Source organism: Vibrio sp. 10N.222.55.C6, assembly GCF_041473395.1.
Taxonomy (GTDB): Bacteria; Pseudomonadota; Gammaproteobacteria; order Enterobacterales; family Vibrionaceae; genus Vibrio; species Vibrio crassostreae_C.
This window is the reverse complement of the sequence record NZ_JBFRSD010000001.1, coordinates 55,283-72,872: the sequence shown is the minus strand read 5'-3', so window position 1 is coordinate 72,872 and position 17,590 is coordinate 55,283. Positions and strand designations below refer to the sequence as shown.

The window sequence follows — 17,590 nt, the reverse complement described above, 5'->3', positions numbered from 1 at the left end:
CAACAGAAAAACGCCTTTCACTTCGCTGTGAAAGGCGTTTGTATTTGAATCTACTTCACTTTAATTAGAGTGCTTGAATCTGTATGAGCAAATGCGTTGTCGTAGATCTCTAAGCCTGTTGTTTGAGAGTACGTCAGCGTATCGTCTGAAATGCTAATGTTCATCGTGAAGCCCGTGGTGGTTGCGTTGTCCGTCATGTATTCGGACTCAGCGATGCCACGCTTAGACGCAACTAACGTCATTGTATCGCCAGCAGGGCCTTCTGCGGTGACACATGTGGTGCGTGGTACGCAGTAAGAGTTGTAGACGACCTGATTTTTTTGGTCGTAGATGAAGTAGCCACGTTGATCGTGGAACTTAGAGTCGTCGGCCTTTCTGAATACTTCTTGTTTGTAGTACAGAGCAACCAGATATTGATCGCTGGCATTGGTTGCATCTGCCGCAACCTCAAACGTCATTACTTCATAGAATGGTGTAACCGCGGGACCACCTGCACCCACTTCTGTGCCTTCTTGGCCTGGAGAAATATCAACGCCGCCAGTTTCGACTGATTTCCATGTGCCGACTAACTTTGCGAGTGGACCAAAATCCATACCATTGATTGTGTTGTGGTCGGCTACTGCTGGAGCCGAGATTACCGCTGCGATACCAAGTGCTAATAATTTTTTCACTTTAACTTCCTTTTTATTAATTATCTGACCCCAATAAAAATAAGGTTATTGTGAAACTAGTTTATTAACCCAGATCAGTGTTGTTGGCTAATATGAAATCGAATTGTAACTTGATGTATCAGTCAGTAAGGGGATATTAATGTGTGTATATATTGAGCAAGAAGCAGTTGTTGGGTCGTCTTATCTCAGTGATACACCATGGGTTTGCTAACTCTTGTGGTTGAGTTGAGTCACATTGGATTAGGTCGTCTAAACTTAAAGCTTATATCGCATCAAATACGACAATTTGGGCTCTAAAGACGTTCTCGAAATAAATGCAAATTAGTGCTTTACCTCAACTTAACTTGAGGTATTAGGATATGCAACGTTGCTTACGAGAATACTTTAAGGAGAGAAGAATGATCCAACTTGAACATGTGAATTTAGTGGTAAAAGATATCCCAGAAATGCTGGCTTTCTATAAAGCGGCGTTCCCTCATTGGTATGTCCGTGATGAGGGAAAAGGGGAGTGGTCAGGTAAGCCACGTAACTGGCTGCATTTTGGCGACGAGTACCAATACATAGCAATAAGTGATCACGGTGAAGGTGAAAATAGAGATTTGGCTGGGCATTCTGTTGGTCTCGCACACTTCGCTTATGTGACCAATAATATCGAAAGTGTCACTCAACGCCTTGTTGATGCGGGCTTTCCAATTGCCAAACCCGGTGCCGAAGAACCTTATCGAAAAAATGTCTACTTTGTGGATCCTGCAGGCTTTGAGATCGAGTTTGTTGAGTATTTGAGTGATGATCCTAAGTTACGAAATGCCACGAGTTAGTTACGTAATACGCCGCTTTGTTAAAGTTGGTTAGCTGAATGAAAGCGCGCTAGAGAGCATTTATAGAAAAGGGCATTGTGGAATAATCCGCAATGCCCTTTTTATGTCTATGCAATAGCTGATTATTTAGCTGATGTTTAGCTCAGTTGTTGGGTTGTTTATTTAGCCTTAAAAGGCACCAACAGTTGTTTGCCAAACACATTAATCAGCGCGCCAGTCACAATCAGGCCACCGCCTAGATAAGTCCAAACCGATGGAATTTCATTAAAGATCCACACGCCTAACAGTGCCGAGAAGACAATCTGGACGTATGAGTAAGCCGAAGCTTTACCCGCCGCTTGAGTCTGCATCGCTTTGGTTAAACCGTATTGTCCTATTTGTGTGAAAATCCCGACGAGCACAAGCATCATGGTTAGGAATAGGCTAGGCCATACAAAGTCGTTCCAGATAAGAGCTGTTGAGATTGGTAGCGCAACCAATGGGAAGTAGAAGATGATGACTGAGCTATCTTCCGTTTGGCTAAGTTTTCTCACAATCACATAAGCAATTGAGCTACCAAATGCGCCACATAACGCCACCATAATGCTAAATAGCGGTAACTCGCTGCTCGCGCCACTGTTCATACTTGGTTGTACCATCACTAATAGCCCAGCTAGGCAGAACGCAATGCAGATCATGGTCGATTTTTGGACGCGTTCTTTCAGAAATAACACGCCAAGTAGGGCGGTAAATACAGGATGAACGTATTGTAGAATGGTCGCTTCGGCTAATGGCAAAGTGGTCACAGCGTAGTAAACACACATCAAGGCTGCTGTACCAACTGCGCCTCGAACAAACAACAAAGGTTTGTTATTTCCCCAGATCGAAATGCCTTTTCGCTTAACGTCGATATAACTGATGATCAAAGACACCAAAGCCCTTGCTGCAACAATTTCGAATACAGGAATGCCATAATTGCTGATGTATTTCACACAAGCTGACATCAGTGCGAATCCAAAAGCGGAGAGGATCATGAATCGAACCCCAACAGGGATTTGTGAAAAAGAGAAAGAAGACATAAAAATATCAATCGGTTGAGGGAACAGGAATCATAACTTAGTTTAGAAGAGCCGACCAAAGTCTTTGTCCTGTTCTATTACACCAAACCATTGATATTGCTGTGCGAGTACTTTCAGCAACTCGATCTCTTTTGTTGTCTCTTCTCTAAGCCATTCAATAAGGTCGTTGATGATAGGCGTGTGACTACGCTGGTGCATGAAGTAAGTCCAAGCACTGTGTTGGATTTTTGCATTTCTAGGGCAGTACAAGAAGCCTCGTTGGAGATCTTGTTGAACTAACAACAGATCCGTGACCGTAACCCCTTCACCGGATAGACAGGCACTGAGCGCCATATCTAAAGACAAGAAGCTGGTATTTCTGACAGGTTTCTTTGGTGGGAATTCAACATCGGCCAGCCACACTTTCCAGTCGTGATGATCTAAGGTTGGATGCAGCCTTGGCAAGGTTAAGATTGAATCAAGGTCGGTGTCTTTGGTGGTTAAACTAGTAGAGCAAACCGGCGCCATGAACTCTTCACGCAAGAAGGTAATGTCAGGTGCCTTGTCATAGCGTTTTTTGAAACGCGTGTGGAAGATCAGTAGATCATACTCACTACTATTAATCGATTCGTCTTCCTCAATCACAGGAACAATGACTATCTCATGATCTTGATAACGCTCGTTTAATTCCCGAACTTTGGAGATCAATACTCGCGTCGCGAAACTCAGAGTCGCTTTGATCACGATACGCTTCTGCTTGGGCTCACTCCAAGAGGCGATAACAGCTTCGATATTACCGTAGCTTTCTCGCAAAGCGACATACAAATCATGACCTTGTACCGTTAATTCTATGGCTCGATGCTTCCGAATAACCAGTGATGCGTTTAACTCATCTTCAAGCTGTTTGATCTGTCGGCTGATCGCACTTTGTGTCACATGCAGCTCTTCGGCAGCCAGAGTAAAGCTCATCAGCCTTGCGGCAGCTTCAAAGGCTTTTAAGCCATTATGTGATGATGGCAAGCTAGGATATGGGGTCATAATTCGTTCGCATGAGTTTATGGAATGTTAGAGTCGCAAATTTATCAATTGAACGCCAGCCTCATCGATCGTATTTTGGGCGAAATTAACTGAGGCGCTCATGAAAAAAATACTCACTCTTGCATTCCCTTTGATCATTTCACAGCTGATCTCTATGGCTTTAGTCCTTACTGATGTTTGGATGATGTCGCGTATCAGTGTGTCAGCCCTTGCGGCTGGTGGCTTAGGTGCCTCAATCTACTTTTTCATCTTCATTATTGCGAGCAGCACCGTGGGTTGTGTCGCGAACTTGATTGCGATTGCTTATGGTCAGCGCGTAGCTCGCCCTGAGTTTGGTAATACTCAAATCAGATTGGCTGTGAAAGGCGCAACCATGTTGGCATTCGTGCTCAGTGTGACCTTAATGGCCAGCTTCTGGTTTGCTCCGTTGGTATTAGAAGCAGCCAAACAGCCGCCAGAAGTGATCACTTTAGCTATGGAATATGTCCATGCTTTGAAGTGGGTGATGTTGCCTTCGCTTATCTTATTGGTGCTTCGCGGCTTAACTAGCGCGTTTGGCAATGTGCGTTCTATTCTGGTGATGTCTATTATCACCGTAATTCTGAATGTGCCAGTCAGCTACTTCTTAACCTTCCAATTAGACATGGGTTTAACAGGTTTAGGGCTAGGTACGGCTATCGCGGCATTTATCGTGATGGTTGGATATACGGTTTGGGTATTTAAGCGTGACGAGTTTAAGCAGTTCGCCCCTTGGTTAAACACAGAAGAGTATTCAATCAAGTTGATGAGCCCGCTTTTAATGATGGGTTTACCTATCGGCTTGGCAGCATTACTTGAGCATGGCCTTATTTACGGCGGCACTTTGATGGCAGGGACGATCAGTATTGCTTCTCTAGCGCTGCACCAAATCTTGCTGCAATGCTTAAGCTTTACGTGGAACTTCAACTTCGGTTTCTCGCAAGCTGCCGCAATTTTAGTAGGCCGTGATTTTGGCGCGGGTAACTACGAAGGAATAAAAAGAACCTCGATTCAAAGCTTCATATTGGTGTCGGTGTTGAGTGTGGCGTTGTCGGCCGTGTTCATTATATGGCCTGAGATGATCGCTTCTATCTTCAAGTTAGACGATGGCACGGGTGCTATGACTTCACTACTGGCTTCTGTGATTTGGGTCGTTGCTTTGTGCTTTATTGTTGATGCTTGGCAGCTACTGGCGATTAACCTGCTAAGAGGCATGAAGATTGTCTCTATGCCAACCGTGATGACTGCCATCGGTTACTGGGTATTTGGTTTGCCTGCGGCTTGGTATTTGATGCCTAAGTTCGAATTGGCAGGGATTTGGGGCGGAATCGGTGTTGGCTTAGGCGTGACAGGTATTCTGCTGCTTATCCAATTGATGCGTGTCATTCAAAAGAACAACCAATCTCCAGATTTGTCGAATCATGCTTATACGTGATTTGCTTGTGATGCTCGCCTTTACCATGGAACCTTGAACGATAAACGTTGTATTGCTGACCGAGAACTATCAATTACCAACAATGACCTATAAGCCCTGAATTGCGTACTTCGTAATTTAGACCTTGGTCTTACAGAAACCGAGCTAAAAGGTGACTAGAATGATTTGAGTTGCTCACCGTTTTATCAAGGAATACACAAATGGAAGTTGGATTGTTCTGGGCTGAAAAAGGAATGTTAGTGCTTGGCGCACTGTTTGTTTTGACGAGCATGATGCAGTACGGAAGACGCAGTAGCGATTGGAAAGGCGTGATTACGATGTTCTACAAGCGTATCCCAATGAACATCGCCGAATACAAATGGTATCGCCTGGGGATCGCGTTATTGGTATTTGCTGTGATCATACGTTTCGCATTACTGATTTTATGGCCTTCATATCAGTTCTAGTTCTCTTGCATTAGCTTTGTTGGATAGCTCTCTATCATGGCTACATAAAGCCGTTCAATGAATGAGTCAGTCGAGCCTTAATAAACCCGCTTGTTAAGGCTGCTGTCAAATATAATAGTGCTATTACTCAACAGCAAGGATTGGCTATTACCTTTGTAGCATATTGTTTTTCATGAAGAATAATGCGAAATAATAGCTTACCCACCTGTTTCATCATTCTTACTAATAATCTGCACATAAATCCATTCACCCCGTACCTGATACCATAATGTTCTGTTACACTCGGTCGAATTAGCTTTAATTTGTCAGTGGTGCATTTATGTCGTTCCCAGTTCTTATATGTGATGATTCTGCGTTAGCAAGGAAGCAGATGGCTCGGTCACTGCCTAGTTCTCTAAATGCAGATATAACTTTTGCTGTTCATGGGCTTAATGCACTTGAAGAGCTCGCTAAAAACCAATTCAAATTGATGTTCCTCGACCTAACCATGCCGGAATTAGACGGCTATGGCACATTGGAAGAGATGCAACGTTTAGGCGATACCACGCCAGTTGTCGTTGTTTCTGGTGACATACAACCAAAAGCACAACAGAAGGTGCTGGATCTTGGCGCCAAAGCATTTTTGCAAAAGCCGATCGATAAAGAAGCGCTAAAAGCCATTTTACGTGAGCATGTCGAGCCGCCAAAACAACCTCAAATCATTACCCCAACCGCTTTAGAACTGCCAATACTTCGCAGACGCGATATCTATATGGAAGTCGCGAACGTAGCGATAGGCCGTGCCGCTGATGCACTGGCTCGTCACTTTAATGTGTTTGTTCACCTACCGCTGCCGAACGTTAACATCTTCGAAGTGAGTGAATTGCACATGGCACTTCGTGACCTAGCGGATAACGACCAAGTGTCGGGTGTTTGCCAAGGCTTTAGTGGAGAAGGCATTGCAGGTGAAGCGCTAGTTTTGTTGAGTGATTCCAGTGTGAGCGATCTTAAGAAGCTCATGAAGGTGCCAACAGAAAGCGAGCAGCTAGAAGAATTAGAGTTGTTGATGGATGTATCGAACATCTTAGTCGGCTCTTTCTTGAATGGGTTAGGGGAGCAATCAGAAGTTCGTTTCTTTCAGAGCTCTCCTGTGCTGCTAGGTCAACACATCTCGATTGATTCGGTGATTGAAAATACCAGCGGCTCATTTAAAAAGACCATGACGTTCGAAGTCAGCTACAACATCGACGGCACGTCCATCCGTTGTGACCTTCTATTTATGTTTGTTGATGAGTCTCTGCCTCTTCTAGATAACAAATTGGCCTACCTAATGGAGGAGTTTTAATATGTTGAATCTTCCTGCTGAATTTGAACAGTTCCACTGGATGGTAGACATGGTTCAAAACGTCGATATGGGGCTGGTGGTCATTAACCGTGACTTTCAGGTACAAGTTTGGAATGGCTTCATGACGCACCATAGCGGTAAGCAATCGCATGATGCGATCGGTAAGTCGATCTTTGAGTTATTCCCTGAAATTCCTGAAGAGTGGTTTAGGCTTAAAACAAAACCGGTTTATGACCTAGGCTGCCGTAGCTTCATAACGTGGCAACAAAGGCCTTATCTGTTTAAGTGCCGCAACGTGAGGCCAGTAACTCAGCAAGCCGACTTTATGTATCAGAACGTCACGCTTAACCCGATGCGTTCTCCAACTGGGCAAGTGACATCCTTGTTCTTGTCGATTCAAGATGCGACTGCTGAAGCTCTGATGTCTCAGAAAAAGGCTTGACGTACCTTAAGGTGAAAATTGAATCGCCTTATAAGAGTACTCTGAAAACCAAATAAAAATGGCCAAGGTTAATCCCCTTGGCCATTTTTGTATCTGATCCTGTAGTAATGAGTTCGAACTAAAGAAAGGCGTTCCGTGTTCGTTAACTTTAGTCGAGTTGTTGTTAGGCTCTATCAACAGCGGCTTGTATCCGCTGGGTTCTCATAAATAAGCGCATCTAACCTGCCATATTTTGTGGACTTTACCCCGCTCATCCAAGTTTCGAACGTGCTAATCGATCTTGCCTTTGTACTTTATAAATTTCAGGGCTAATGAAAGAGGGCTGAGATCGGCACTCGAAGCGAAAAAGTCAGAAAAAAATGAAATTATTTAAGAAAAAACGCATTTTTTGATTCAAGAAAAGTGTGATTTTTATGTGATTAAAGGGCACTTTTTTCACAAATTTGCCTTATCGAAGATTTTTTCGCCGAATTTGCAAGGGAAACGTTTGCGCAATAAACCGACAGCGTTTGCGTGAATATGTTGTTAAGTTATTAATTACTATGAATTTAGTAGGAAATGACGGGCGGGAAGCTTTTACCAGATATGGAATCTTTGAGAGGATAGCACAAAAAAAAATGAAATATCAGACTTGCTGTTAGTAAATCACAGCCTATAATGCTGAAAACCGGAGCGTCTGCCAACGCTCCGGTTTTTTTGTGTCCGAAACTCAGTAAAGCGTCTGCCAACGCTTACCGAAAACGCACGACACGTAATATGATTACAGGACAAATTATCATGCGTATCGAACAAGAACTTAAGTTAGGTTTCAAAGATGTACTCTTCCGTCCGAAGCGTTCTACCCTTAAAAGCCGTTCTCAAGTTGAATTAACCCGCGATTTTACATTCAAGCATAGCGGTCGTCAATGGTCTGGTACTCCAGTAATTGCAGCGAACATGGATTCGGTAGCAAGCTTTGAAATGGCAGCTGCTCTAGCAGAGCACGGTGTTATGACTGCAGTACACAAGCACTACACAGTAGAGCAGTGGGCTGAGTTCGCAAAAACAGCAGACAAGAAAACGCTGAACAACGTATTTGTTTCAACAGGTACTTCTGAAGCTGAGTTTGAGAAAACTAAGCAAATTATGGCGCTTAGCGACGAATTCGTATTTATCTGTATTGATATCGCTAACGGCTACTCAGAGCACCTAGTTGAGTATGTACAAAAAGTACGTGCTGAATTCCCGACTAAAGTTATCTCTGCTGGTAACGTTGTAACGGGTGACATGGTTGAAGAGCTAATCCTAGCTGGCGCAGACATCGTTAAGGTTGGTATCGGCCCTGGTTCTGTTTGTACTACACGTGTTAAAACAGGCGTAGGTTACCCTCAACTTTCTGCAATCATCGAGTGTGGCGACGCAGCACACGGCCTTGGCGGCATGATCATCGGTGACGGTGGCTGTTCATGTGCGGGTGACGTATCTAAAGCGTTCGGCGGCGGTGCTGACTTCGTAATGCTAGGCGGCATGCTAGCAGGTCACTCTGAGTCAGGCGGCGAAGTTGTAGAGCAAGACGGTAAGCAATTCATGAAGTTCTATGGAATGTCTTCACAGTCGGCTATGGACAAGCACTCAGGTGGTGTTGCTAAGTACCGTGCTGCAGAAGGTAAAACTGTTTTACTTCCATACCGTGGTTCTGTTCACAACACGATTTCTGACATCCTTGGTGGTGTACGTTCAACTTGTACATACGTAGGCGCAGCAAAGCTTAAAGAGCTAACTAAGCGTACGACTTTTATCCGTGTACAAGAGCAAGAGAACAACGTATTCGGTAAAGAGTAATCTGAACGAGTTCGAATAGTTTGAAGATCAAGAGCCGCTTTTTAGCGGCTCTTTATGTTTGAGTTTTAGCTATCACTCAGTAGAGCATTAACTCTCAATTTTTCTACTTCGCATAATTCGAAGGAAACAGTGCTCGTTTCGCTTCTTCATCACGTTCAGTTTTAAATTCAATGCCTTTGCCGATTTCGCGAGCACGCAGTGCAGCAGGGCGAGTGTTGATTGCGTTAAACCAGCGCTTCAAGTTCGGGTAAGGTTCTAAGCCTTCTTCACCAAGCACGACAGGTGCTTTATCAATCCAGCCCCATGCAGCGACATCGACAATCGTGTACTCATTTCCGACGATAAACTCACGACCTTCCATATGCTTCTCTAACACTTCGTAGTGACGTTGTGCTTCACGTAGGTATCGGTTCACAGCGTAATCTAGGCCTGCTGGCGCTGCATGGCGAAAGTGTACCGATTGACCTGAATAAGGACCAAGACCGCTCGCGATAAACATCATCCAAGAGAGTAGTTCAGCTCTGTCTTCTGGTTGTCCCCCAAGCTCGCCAGTCTTCTCTGATAGGTACAGAAGGATGGCGTTAGAATCGAATACGCGTTGTCCTTCGTCTTCAATCGCAGGTGTTTTCCCGTTCGGGTTAATCAAACGATATTCCGGTGTGTGTTGCTCGCCCTTTAAGGTATCAACAGGAACGAGTTCAAAATCTAGGCCTGTCTCTTCCAAAAACAGAGCGATCTTCATTGGGTTTGGTGTTTGGTGAAAATAGAACTTAAGCATGGGGTAACTCCTTGTATTGGTCATTTATTAAAGCACCACTTGAACGATCGTTCAATGGTTGATTTTGAATTATTTGAAGATCTTCTGACTCGCATTCCAACTCTATGTGTTGAAGACCTCGTTATTTGAGCGAGGGGTAAAATCGCGCGATTCAGTGTGTTGGATTTTAAGTTGTTGAAAAAATGAGCTTAAAGTGGTTTTTTTGATTCGTTGCTTTATGCGGAGTTCGGATTTGTGATGGGTGGTTTTTGGCGGGATAGGGCGTATGAAATCCGCAGTCAGATATTCCAACAAAAACGTTGAGCACTGGTTCAAACCAGAATTATCTGGATGCACAGGCTTATTGGTAAGTTCAAAATCGTGATCTGCTGCCACACCTTATGCAACAAATGAATATAAACGTTAGAGATTAAGGTGTGCTTCACGGTTTTTTAATCTTAGGGACTTACATTGGTGAGCAAATCTGATGTGAACACTTAACGACACAGGATCTTTTCATGAAAAAGAACATTATCGCCCTCGCTCTTGGTGGCATGCTCGCTTTTGGCGCAACACCTTACTCTTTTGCTGCTAACGATGGTGCTGTACAGGCTTCTGCGGATTACGCGCAGTTGGTGACTAAGCGACAAGTTGTCGATCAACTACTTCTTGATGCGTTGCAGGCGTTTAAGTCTCCGGCAAGAATTTCTCACGCGGGCTTCACGGCTAAAATGCCAAGCAACATGGAAATTGTGACTAACCGATTGTTAGAAGCGTACCAGCTAGAACCTTACCGTACTGACTTGTTGATTTCGGCGGCGAACGCTCAGATCTACAACAAGAACGCAGAACGCGCTATTGAGTTGTTTGAACAAGCACTGACGGTTGCGCCAGACGATGTCGACTTGCATGCGTATCTTGCGGTTTGGCAAAGATTTGAAGGCAATGAAAGTGAATCCAACAAGCACATGGATAAACTGGAAAGCCTGAATAAAGGCAAGGCTGAAGACATCAAACGTATTTTTGCAACGGTTGACCGCGTGTTAGAAACACCTCTTAAAGAGTCTGCAGATAAGGGACTGTTGAGCGATCACGGTGCCATCGTCACTTTGGGCTACGCGCTTAACCCTGATGGCTCTATGCATGAAATCTTGATTGAACGTCTTGAAACCACATTAGCAATGTCGAAAGCTAACCCTGATGCGATGATCGTGTTGACGGGCGGAGTGCCAAAGAATCATAAGACTGAAGGTAAGTTAATGGCGGATTGGCTTATCGAGAAAGGGGTAAGCAAAGATCGCATCATCGAAGAGAATTACGCGACCAGCACGGTAGGCAATGCCTTATTCAGTAGCTACGCACTTGCTCGCCATGATATTAAGCACGCGACCATTATTAGCTCGGCAAGCCATGTTCGTCGTGGTCAAACTCTGTTTGAAATCGCTAGCTGGCAAACCGGCCCTCAGGGCATTACTTTTGATACGGTTTCTTACCCAGACAAGCCACTCGCAGATCTTAAGAAGGCGAGTGATGGTGAGCTACTAGGTATCTACCGAGATGCGCTTAGAACCTATGGTATGTGGAGCTACCGCTCTTACCCATTAGAGTCTCGCTAGGCTTAGGGTTACTTCACAGTAGGCAAAGTATAAGTTGCTAGTACAATCGAGCACAGCTAGATGGTATGCTGTGCTCCTACTTAATTTAGTGTTTCAAAGGCAAAAAAATGAACCCGATTTTAGCAATGTTGAAAGAGAACAATATTAGCGACGAGCAGATCAGCGAGCTATTCAAGACGTTGACCGAGAACCCTCTTGCAGCAATGGCGACGATCAGCCAACTTGGCTTACCACAAGATAAACTTCAAATGCTGGTGGGCCAGGTAATGCAAAACCCTGCGCTAATCAAAGAAGCAGTTGAAGAGCTTGGCCTAGATTTTTCTAAGGTTGAAGCCGCTAAAGAGCAACTTCAAAAATAATAGAGTCTGAATGAACGATTTTGTTAGGAAGTGATAGCCGATTCGGTTAACTGTTCTTGAGATTGCGAATTAGACTTGAGTAAAAAGCCGTTTGAGTATCAATACTTAAACGGCTTTTTTGATCCGACTTAGAAAGGCTAGAAAGAGATACGACAAAAATACTAGTCCGATGTGACTCCCTCGCTTAAATCATGTAATTTCTTTTTAACACTCATGTTTCAATAAACTGAATTCCGGCGTTGCTCATGAAATCTAGCCTAAGCATTCGATCTTACACCAAGCAATTTAATACTCATGCCCATGATGGCTACCATCAACTCGTGCTGCCTATTCAAGGGAGTATTAGTATTGAAATGGTGGGATATGTCGGCAAGGTGGCCGTGGGCGAATGCGTGGTGATTCCGGTAACCACAGCGCATGCGTTTAAGGCGGATGAAGCAGCGCGGTTTATTGTCGCAGATATGGCAGAGTTACCGCAGCACTTGTTAGAGCATGAGCTCTCGGTGTTTACTATCACGCCACCCTTAATGAGCTTCTTGCTGTTTGTTGAAAAGCAGTTGGAATACCAAGTGGACAGTGGCATTGAATCATCCATCTTGGATGTGTTTTCACTGTTATTAGAGCAACAAAAAGTCAGCAAGAGCATCGACCCTCGTATTCGAGCGGTCCAAAGGCTCATTGCGGATAATTACGCCCAGCCTCTCTCTATTTCTCAGCTTGCAGAAACGGCTTGCTTGAGCCCCACTCAATTTAAGAAGCGCTTTAAAGAGTGCATTGGAATCAGTGCGCTTAAGTACATCACTCGCTATCGTATGGAGAAAGCTCAAGCCTTGCTTAGCCATACCGATTTACCCGTTCAATTGGTCGCAGAAAATGTGGGTTATAGTGACTTGTCTGCATTCAGTCGACGCTTCTCTCAGCACTTTGGCATGTCTCCAAGGGCGTTTTTGGGCTCGATGAAAGAGAGTCTTCCAAAACAAGAATAGCGTCCTTTTGGCAAACTCAACTTAGTATATGTTCACTATTATCTATTTCAGAAATGAAAATAGACTAGGTAATAGAAATGAATCTTGCCATCAATCGCGTTAACGAATTCCAAACGGGCACTTTAGCCATCGTGTTTGCTTCTGTTTTATGGGGCACGACAGGCACCGCCGCAAGCTTTGCGCCTGATCTCAGCCCATTAGCGATTGGTGCTTTTTCAATGGGCGTCGGCGGCTTAATGCAAGCAGTCTTGGCGTATCGAAAGATCTTATCTTCACTTGATAAGCTTTTGCTCAACAAAAAGTTGTTAGCGGCGAGTGCGCTGGCTTTGGCGATCTATCCTCTGGCTTTTTACTCTTCGATGAAGTTATCGGGTGTCGCAATGGGCACAGTGGTGTCGATAGCTACTGCTCCTTTCTTTTCTGCACTTTTAGAGTGTCTTATTAGCAAAAAGAATAATATCAACAAACGTTGGTTAACGAGCTTTGCCATTGGCGTGGTTGGTATTGGGCTACTGGTATTTTCAGAATCATCATCAGCGAATGATTCTGGTGACGATCTGAAGCTTTTGGGCATTGGATTAGGGGTGATTGCTGGGTTGTGTTACGCCATTTATTCATGGGCGACAAAAGCTCTGATAGACGAAGGCATTAAGTCGCAAGCAGCGATGGGCAGCATATTTGGGCTAGGAGCGATGTTGCTACTGCCAACGCTTTGGTTTACGGGGGATAACTTGTTCGCATCGAATACCAATATATTGGTGGTGAGTTACTTGGTGTTACTTCCTCAATGTTTAGGCTATATCGCTTTCAGTTTTGGGCTACGCCATGTCACAGCGAGTAGCGCCAACTTGATTACCTTACTTGAGCCAGTCGTTGCCGCCGTGTTGGCCGTGTGTATTGTGGGTGAGCTTATTCCATTGGTTGGATGGCTAGGTATGTTCTTGATAGTGATGTGTTTATTCATCCAATCTCAGCCAACTAAAAAGCCATTATAAGTATTTGTTAAAACGGGATTAATTGAATTAAATTCATGCGTGATTCTTATAATTGAATAAAATGAGTATCTCAGTTGCGAGAGTGCTGTTACTATCGTTATCAATAGTCGGGGGGCATATACCTTAGTTGGTGTTTGCTGAGATCGTTATTCGAGACCCGTTGAACCTGATTCAGTTAACACTGGCGTAGGGAACTATGATTACTTTGCCTACGTGGTTCAACAATGATCTCTCATTGCTTTCACCTCCACACTCTCTTTGCGGCCAAAGTTCGGTTCTCTTACGTCTTTTAGACAGTAGGAGCGACCATGACACAGCATTCCAATTCTCAAGTATCACCTAACAGCACTCAAACACCAGAAAACCAATCTTCTTCGATCAATACTCCGATTGTTTTGACCATTGCGGGTTCTGACAGTGGTGGTGGCGCGGGCATTCAAGCTGATATTAAAGCCATGTCTGCAACGGGTAGCTTCGCTTGTTCGGTAATTACCGCGATTACATCTCAGAACACCCAAGGCGTGTCCGCTATATTTCCAATCCCACTAGAGCATGTCGCTAGTCAGTTAGATGCAGTGTTTACCGATTTGAATATCGTGGCGGTAAAAGTCGGCATGTTGGCGGATTCGCAAATCATCAAAGTCGTCGCGGACAAAATCAAACAATACCAACCTAAACACCTAGTGATTGACCCTGTCATGGTGGCGACAAGTGGCGACCTTCTTTTAGAAAACTCGGCGATCACCACGCTAAAACAAGAACTGATTCCGCTCGCAGACATCATTACGCCTAACTTGCCGGAAGGCGCAGCACTAACGGGCAAAGCTGTGCCTGAAAGCGAAGCCGAAATGCAGGATATGATTGAAGACCTGCGTGCACTAGGTGCTAAAGCCGTTCTTCTCAAAGGCGGTCATTTAGAGAAGGATGAGAACAGTAACGACTTACTGATTCTGCCAACCACGTCTGCTTTGATTAGTGCGAAGCGTTTTCCTACCAAAAACACCCACGGTACGGGTTGTACGCTTTCATCTGCTATTGCTTCTTTCTTAGCGCAAGGCAACACGCTGTCAGAGGCTGTTGAGCTAGGCAAACAATACATTTCGCGCGCGATTGCTCATGCTGATGAGTTGCAAGTCGGCCAAGGTCATGGGCCCGTAAATCACTTCTTCGCTGGGCACGGGAATGTCCGTTAATACGGTGGGTGTTCAGCTCAGCAATGCCTCTTTACGTTATAACGACAGTGAGCACGCAACCTTATCGGGATTGTCGCTTAGCTTAAACGCAGGTAAGTGGACGGTATTGTTAGGTCGAAGTGGCTGCGGGAAAACCACGGTATTGCGTTATCTGGCAGGCTTGTTGGACGACAAGGTGGAGTGGCAGGGAACATTGACAACCTCTGATGAATTGCCTTTAACGGATCGCATCGCTTACATGGCGCAGCAGGATTTGTTACTGCCGTGGCTGTCGGTTATCGACAATGTATGTCTGAGTCATCGTTTTCAAAATTCAGCTTCTGACAAAGCACTGCAAACCAATCAAGCACTCGAGTTGCTCGCTGCGGTTGGTTTGGCTGATTATGCGAATGCGATGCCGGATCAGTTGTCTGGTGGTATGCGTCAACGTGTCGCTTTGGCTCGAACTTTAATGCAAGACAAGCCAGTGGTGCTGATGGATGAGCCGTTCTCTGCGCTGGATGCGGTAACGAGACACAAACTACAGAGCTTAGCATGTGAGCTGTTGAGAGATAAAACCGTTGTGTTGATCACCCATGATCCACAAGAAGCGGTGCGTTTGGCGGACAATTTGTATGTGTTGCAAGGCACACCTGCGAATGCTCAGTCTTTATCTGTGCCTCTCACTGCCACACCAAGAGTGTTAGATGGTGAATGTGCTGAGTTGCAACAAGCGATCTTAGATCAGTTGGAGCGTGATTATGAATGATCTAACGCGAAGTGAAGCTGTCACTCAGTCAACGAACGTGCAGTCTAGCACTGAACGTTCAAGTCAGATGAATCCCGTTATGCGTTTGCTTATCAGCAGTGTTGTGATTCTTGGCCTATGGCAACTTGTGGTCGTTGTTTTCGAAATGCCGAGCTTCATTCTTCCGGCTCCCGCAGAAGTCTTTCTCAAGCTGATTGAACGCTACGATGTGTTACTCAAACACACTTGGGTGACCGCACAAGAGATCTTACTTGGGCTATTGCTAGGTTTGTCTATGGGGCTGTTTTTCGCCTTGCAGATGTTGATGTTTGATCCGTTGAAACGTTGGCTGTTGCCTATCTTGATTGCTAGCCAAGCGATTCCTGTATTTGCGATCGCGCCAGTACTGATGCTGTGGCTTGGTTATGGCATCGCCTCAAAAGTGGTGATGGCGGCGATCATTATCTTCTTCCCTGTGACGACTTGTTGTTATGACGGCTTACGTAATACACCGACAGGCTATCTCGATCTTGCCAAAACGATGGGCGCATCGAAATGGCAATTGCTGCGTTATATCCAACTGCCTGCTGCGCTGCCAACACTGGCGTCTGGCATTCGTGTGGCGGTGGTTATTGCCCCAATTGGCGCGGTCGTCGGGGAGTGGGTTGGTTCGAGTGAGGGGCTGGGTTACCTAATGCTACAGGCCAACGCGCGAATGATCATAGATGAGATGTTTGCTGCCTTGTTCATCTTGGCGGTGCTGTCTATCTCGCTCTACTTCGTTACAGATAAATTACTCAAAAAAGCTATCCCTTGGGAGAACCAGTAATGGCTTGCTCAATAACACTTTGTTTAATAAGGCTTCGCTCAACGCTATTTATCTAAACAAAACTTCGTTAAAAATTAGCTCTATAAACACAATAATAATATTCAAAAGGAAAGGTTAACCGTGAAAAATACAAAATTGATAGGTGCAGTGGCACTGCTTGCTTCATTGGTTTCAGGTCATGCTCTAGCGGACTCTGAACAAAAGAAACTGACATTGATGTTGGATTGGTTTGTAAACCCGAACCATGGTCCAATTGTGATTGCTCAAGAGCGCGGTTACTTTGCAGATCAGGGCCTAGAGATTGAAATCCAAGAACCCGCTGACCCAAGCACACCTGCAAAACTCGTTGCAGCAGGTAAGGTCGATCTCGCAGTCACTTACCAACCAAGTTTAACCATGGATGTGGCGGCAGGCTTACCTCTCGTTCGTGCATCAACCCTTATTGCAACACCGCTGAACACACTAATGGTGCTGGATAACGGCCAGAACGATTCGTTAGCGGATCTGAAAGGCAAGAAGATCGGTATCGCGATTGCGGGTAATGAAGAAGCGACGATCGGTACCATGCTGGCTCAGGAAAACGTTGCGTTTACAGATGTGCAAACCATCAATGTTGGTTGGGCTCTTTCGTCTTCACTGGCATCGGGCAAGGTAGATGCAATTTGGGGTGGCTTACGTAACTTCGAAACGAACCAACTAGCCCTTGAAGGCTTTAAAGCCAAAGCATTCTTCCCAGAAGAGCACGGTGTGCCAGCTTACGACGAGTTGATCTTTGTGGCGAACGCAAAGAAACACGACGACGAAGCAATCAAAGCATTCAACAAAGCACTCGAGCAAGCAACGACTTACATTGTGAACCACCCGCAAGACTCTTGGAGTGAGTTTGTGGCGTACTCGCCAGATACGTTAAACAACGAGCTAAACCAACGAGCATGGAACGACACATTGACTCGTTTTGCACTTCGCCCTTCTGCAGTAGATATGAAGCGTTACGATGATTACGCGCAGTTCATGTTCGACAAAGGCATTATTAAATCACTACCAAAAGCCGCTGATTACGTACCGACTTTTGACTAAG

General features: G+C 45.0%; 18 protein-coding genes and 1 riboswitch. Of the genes, 14 read left to right on the top strand and 4 right to left on the bottom strand.

Annotation, left to right across the window (positions count from 1 at the left end; all coding sequences use genetic code 11):
- Window positions 1-50 precede the first annotated feature (50 nt).
- On the bottom strand, window positions 51-671 hold the full coding sequence (locus tag AB4486_RS00310) for a heme-binding beta-barrel domain-containing protein (protein ID WP_017062436.1): 621 nt from the start codon (window positions 669-671) through the stop codon (window positions 51-53).
- 398 nt (window positions 672-1,069) lie between these two features.
- On the opposite strand from AB4486_RS00310, the gene AB4486_RS00305 reads away from it, so the two are divergent.
- Window positions 1,070-1,489, top strand: coding sequence for a VOC family protein (locus AB4486_RS00305; RefSeq protein ID WP_017072063.1), 420 nt, complete (start codon window positions 1,070-1,072; stop codon window positions 1,487-1,489).
- Window positions 1,490-1,647: 158 nt separating this feature from the next.
- On the opposite strand, the gene AB4486_RS00300 is transcribed toward AB4486_RS00305, so the two are convergent.
- Both AB4486_RS00300 and AB4486_RS00295 read right to left on the bottom strand, forming a co-directional pair.
- The gene (locus AB4486_RS00300) at window positions 1,648-2,547 is read right to left on the bottom strand and encodes a DMT family transporter (RefSeq protein ID WP_102333930.1); all 900 of its coding nucleotides are present in this window, start codon (window positions 2,545-2,547) and stop codon (window positions 1,648-1,650) included.
- 42 nt (window positions 2,548-2,589) lie between these two features.
- Window positions 2,590-3,564 carry a LysR family transcriptional regulator gene (locus AB4486_RS00295; RefSeq protein WP_017068435.1) on the bottom strand — a complete coding sequence of 325 codons (975 nt, stop codon included), beginning with the start codon at window positions 3,562-3,564 and terminating at the stop codon, window positions 2,590-2,592.
- Window positions 3,565-3,664: 100 nt separating this feature from the next.
- Between AB4486_RS00295 and AB4486_RS00290 the strand changes: the two genes are divergently transcribed.
- The 5 genes from AB4486_RS00290 (at window position 3,665) to AB4486_RS00270 (ending at window position 9,050) form a co-directional block, all read left to right on the top strand.
- Entirely contained in the window at window positions 3,665-5,017 is a 1,353-nt protein-coding gene (locus AB4486_RS00290) for an MATE family efflux transporter (protein ID WP_171733294.1), read from the top strand.
- Window positions 5,018-5,217: 200 nt separating this feature from the next.
- Entirely contained in the window at window positions 5,218-5,463 is a 246-nt protein-coding gene (locus AB4486_RS00285; protein WP_010430578.1) for a hypothetical protein, read from the top strand.
- 319 nt (window positions 5,464-5,782) lie between these two features.
- Window positions 5,783-6,787, top strand: a complete 1,005-nt coding sequence (locus tag AB4486_RS00280; protein ID WP_029236531.1) for a response regulator — start codon at window positions 5,783-5,785, stop codon at window positions 6,785-6,787.
- A 1-nt stretch (window position 6,788) separates the two neighbouring features.
- A complete protein-coding gene (locus AB4486_RS00275) occupies window positions 6,789-7,229 on the top strand; it encodes a PAS domain-containing protein (protein ID WP_017062430.1) in 441 nt (146 codons plus the stop codon).
- Window positions 7,230-8,006: 777 nt separating this feature from the next.
- Complete coding sequence (locus AB4486_RS00270; RefSeq protein WP_065584791.1) at window positions 8,007-9,050, top strand: GMP reductase; 1,044 nt, start codon at window positions 8,007-8,009, stop codon at window positions 9,048-9,050.
- 103 nt (window positions 9,051-9,153) lie between these two features.
- Here AB4486_RS00270 and AB4486_RS00265 read toward each other — a convergent pair whose 3' ends face one another.
- Window positions 9,154-9,828, bottom strand: a complete 675-nt coding sequence (locus AB4486_RS00265) for a glutathione S-transferase family protein (protein ID WP_372116119.1) — start codon at window positions 9,826-9,828, stop codon at window positions 9,154-9,156.
- Window positions 9,829-10,325: 497 nt separating this feature from the next.
- Here AB4486_RS00265 and AB4486_RS00260 point away from each other — a divergent pair, with 497 nt between their 5' ends.
- The 8 genes from AB4486_RS00260 (at window position 10,326) to AB4486_RS00225 (ending at window position 17,589) form a co-directional block, all read left to right on the top strand.
- Entirely contained in the window at window positions 10,326-11,423 is a 1,098-nt protein-coding gene (locus AB4486_RS00260; RefSeq protein WP_371724983.1) for an ElyC/SanA/YdcF family protein, read from the top strand.
- Window positions 11,424-11,530: 107 nt separating this feature from the next.
- The gene (locus AB4486_RS00255) at window positions 11,531-11,782 is read left to right on the top strand and encodes a DUF2999 family protein (RefSeq protein WP_372116116.1); all 252 of its coding nucleotides are present in this window, start codon (window positions 11,531-11,533) and stop codon (window positions 11,780-11,782) included.
- Between the two features lie 245 nt (window positions 11,783-12,027).
- Window positions 12,028-12,768, top strand: a complete 741-nt coding sequence (locus tag AB4486_RS00250; RefSeq protein ID WP_017061918.1) for an AraC family transcriptional regulator — start codon at window positions 12,028-12,030, stop codon at window positions 12,766-12,768.
- Window positions 12,769-12,845: 77 nt separating this feature from the next.
- On the top strand, window positions 12,846-13,763 hold the full coding sequence (locus AB4486_RS00245) for a DMT family transporter (protein WP_017064401.1): 918 nt from the start codon (window positions 12,846-12,848) through the stop codon (window positions 13,761-13,763).
- Between the two features lie 98 nt (window positions 13,764-13,861).
- Window positions 13,862-13,973: riboswitch (TPP riboswitch) on the top strand.
- A 98-nt stretch (window positions 13,974-14,071) separates the two neighbouring features.
- Complete coding sequence (gene thiD, locus AB4486_RS00240; protein WP_017064402.1) at window positions 14,072-14,956, top strand: bifunctional hydroxymethylpyrimidine kinase/phosphomethylpyrimidine kinase; 885 nt, start codon at window positions 14,072-14,074, stop codon at window positions 14,954-14,956.
- Complete coding sequence (locus AB4486_RS00235; protein ID WP_102428984.1) at window positions 14,946-15,704, top strand: ABC transporter ATP-binding protein; 759 nt, start codon at window positions 14,946-14,948, stop codon at window positions 15,702-15,704. The genes thiD and AB4486_RS00235 overlap by 11 nt, the downstream gene beginning before the upstream one ends.
- On the top strand, window positions 15,697-16,512 hold the full coding sequence (locus AB4486_RS00230; RefSeq protein ID WP_372116113.1) for an ABC transporter permease: 816 nt from the start codon (window positions 15,697-15,699) through the stop codon (window positions 16,510-16,512). The genes AB4486_RS00235 and AB4486_RS00230 overlap by 8 nt, the downstream gene beginning before the upstream one ends.
- A gap of 120 nt (window positions 16,513-16,632) precedes the next feature.
- The gene (locus AB4486_RS00225; protein ID WP_372116111.1) at window positions 16,633-17,589 is read left to right on the top strand and encodes an ABC transporter substrate-binding protein; all 957 of its coding nucleotides are present in this window, start codon (window positions 16,633-16,635) and stop codon (window positions 17,587-17,589) included.
- The last annotated feature ends 1 nt before the right edge of the window (window position 17,590 follow it).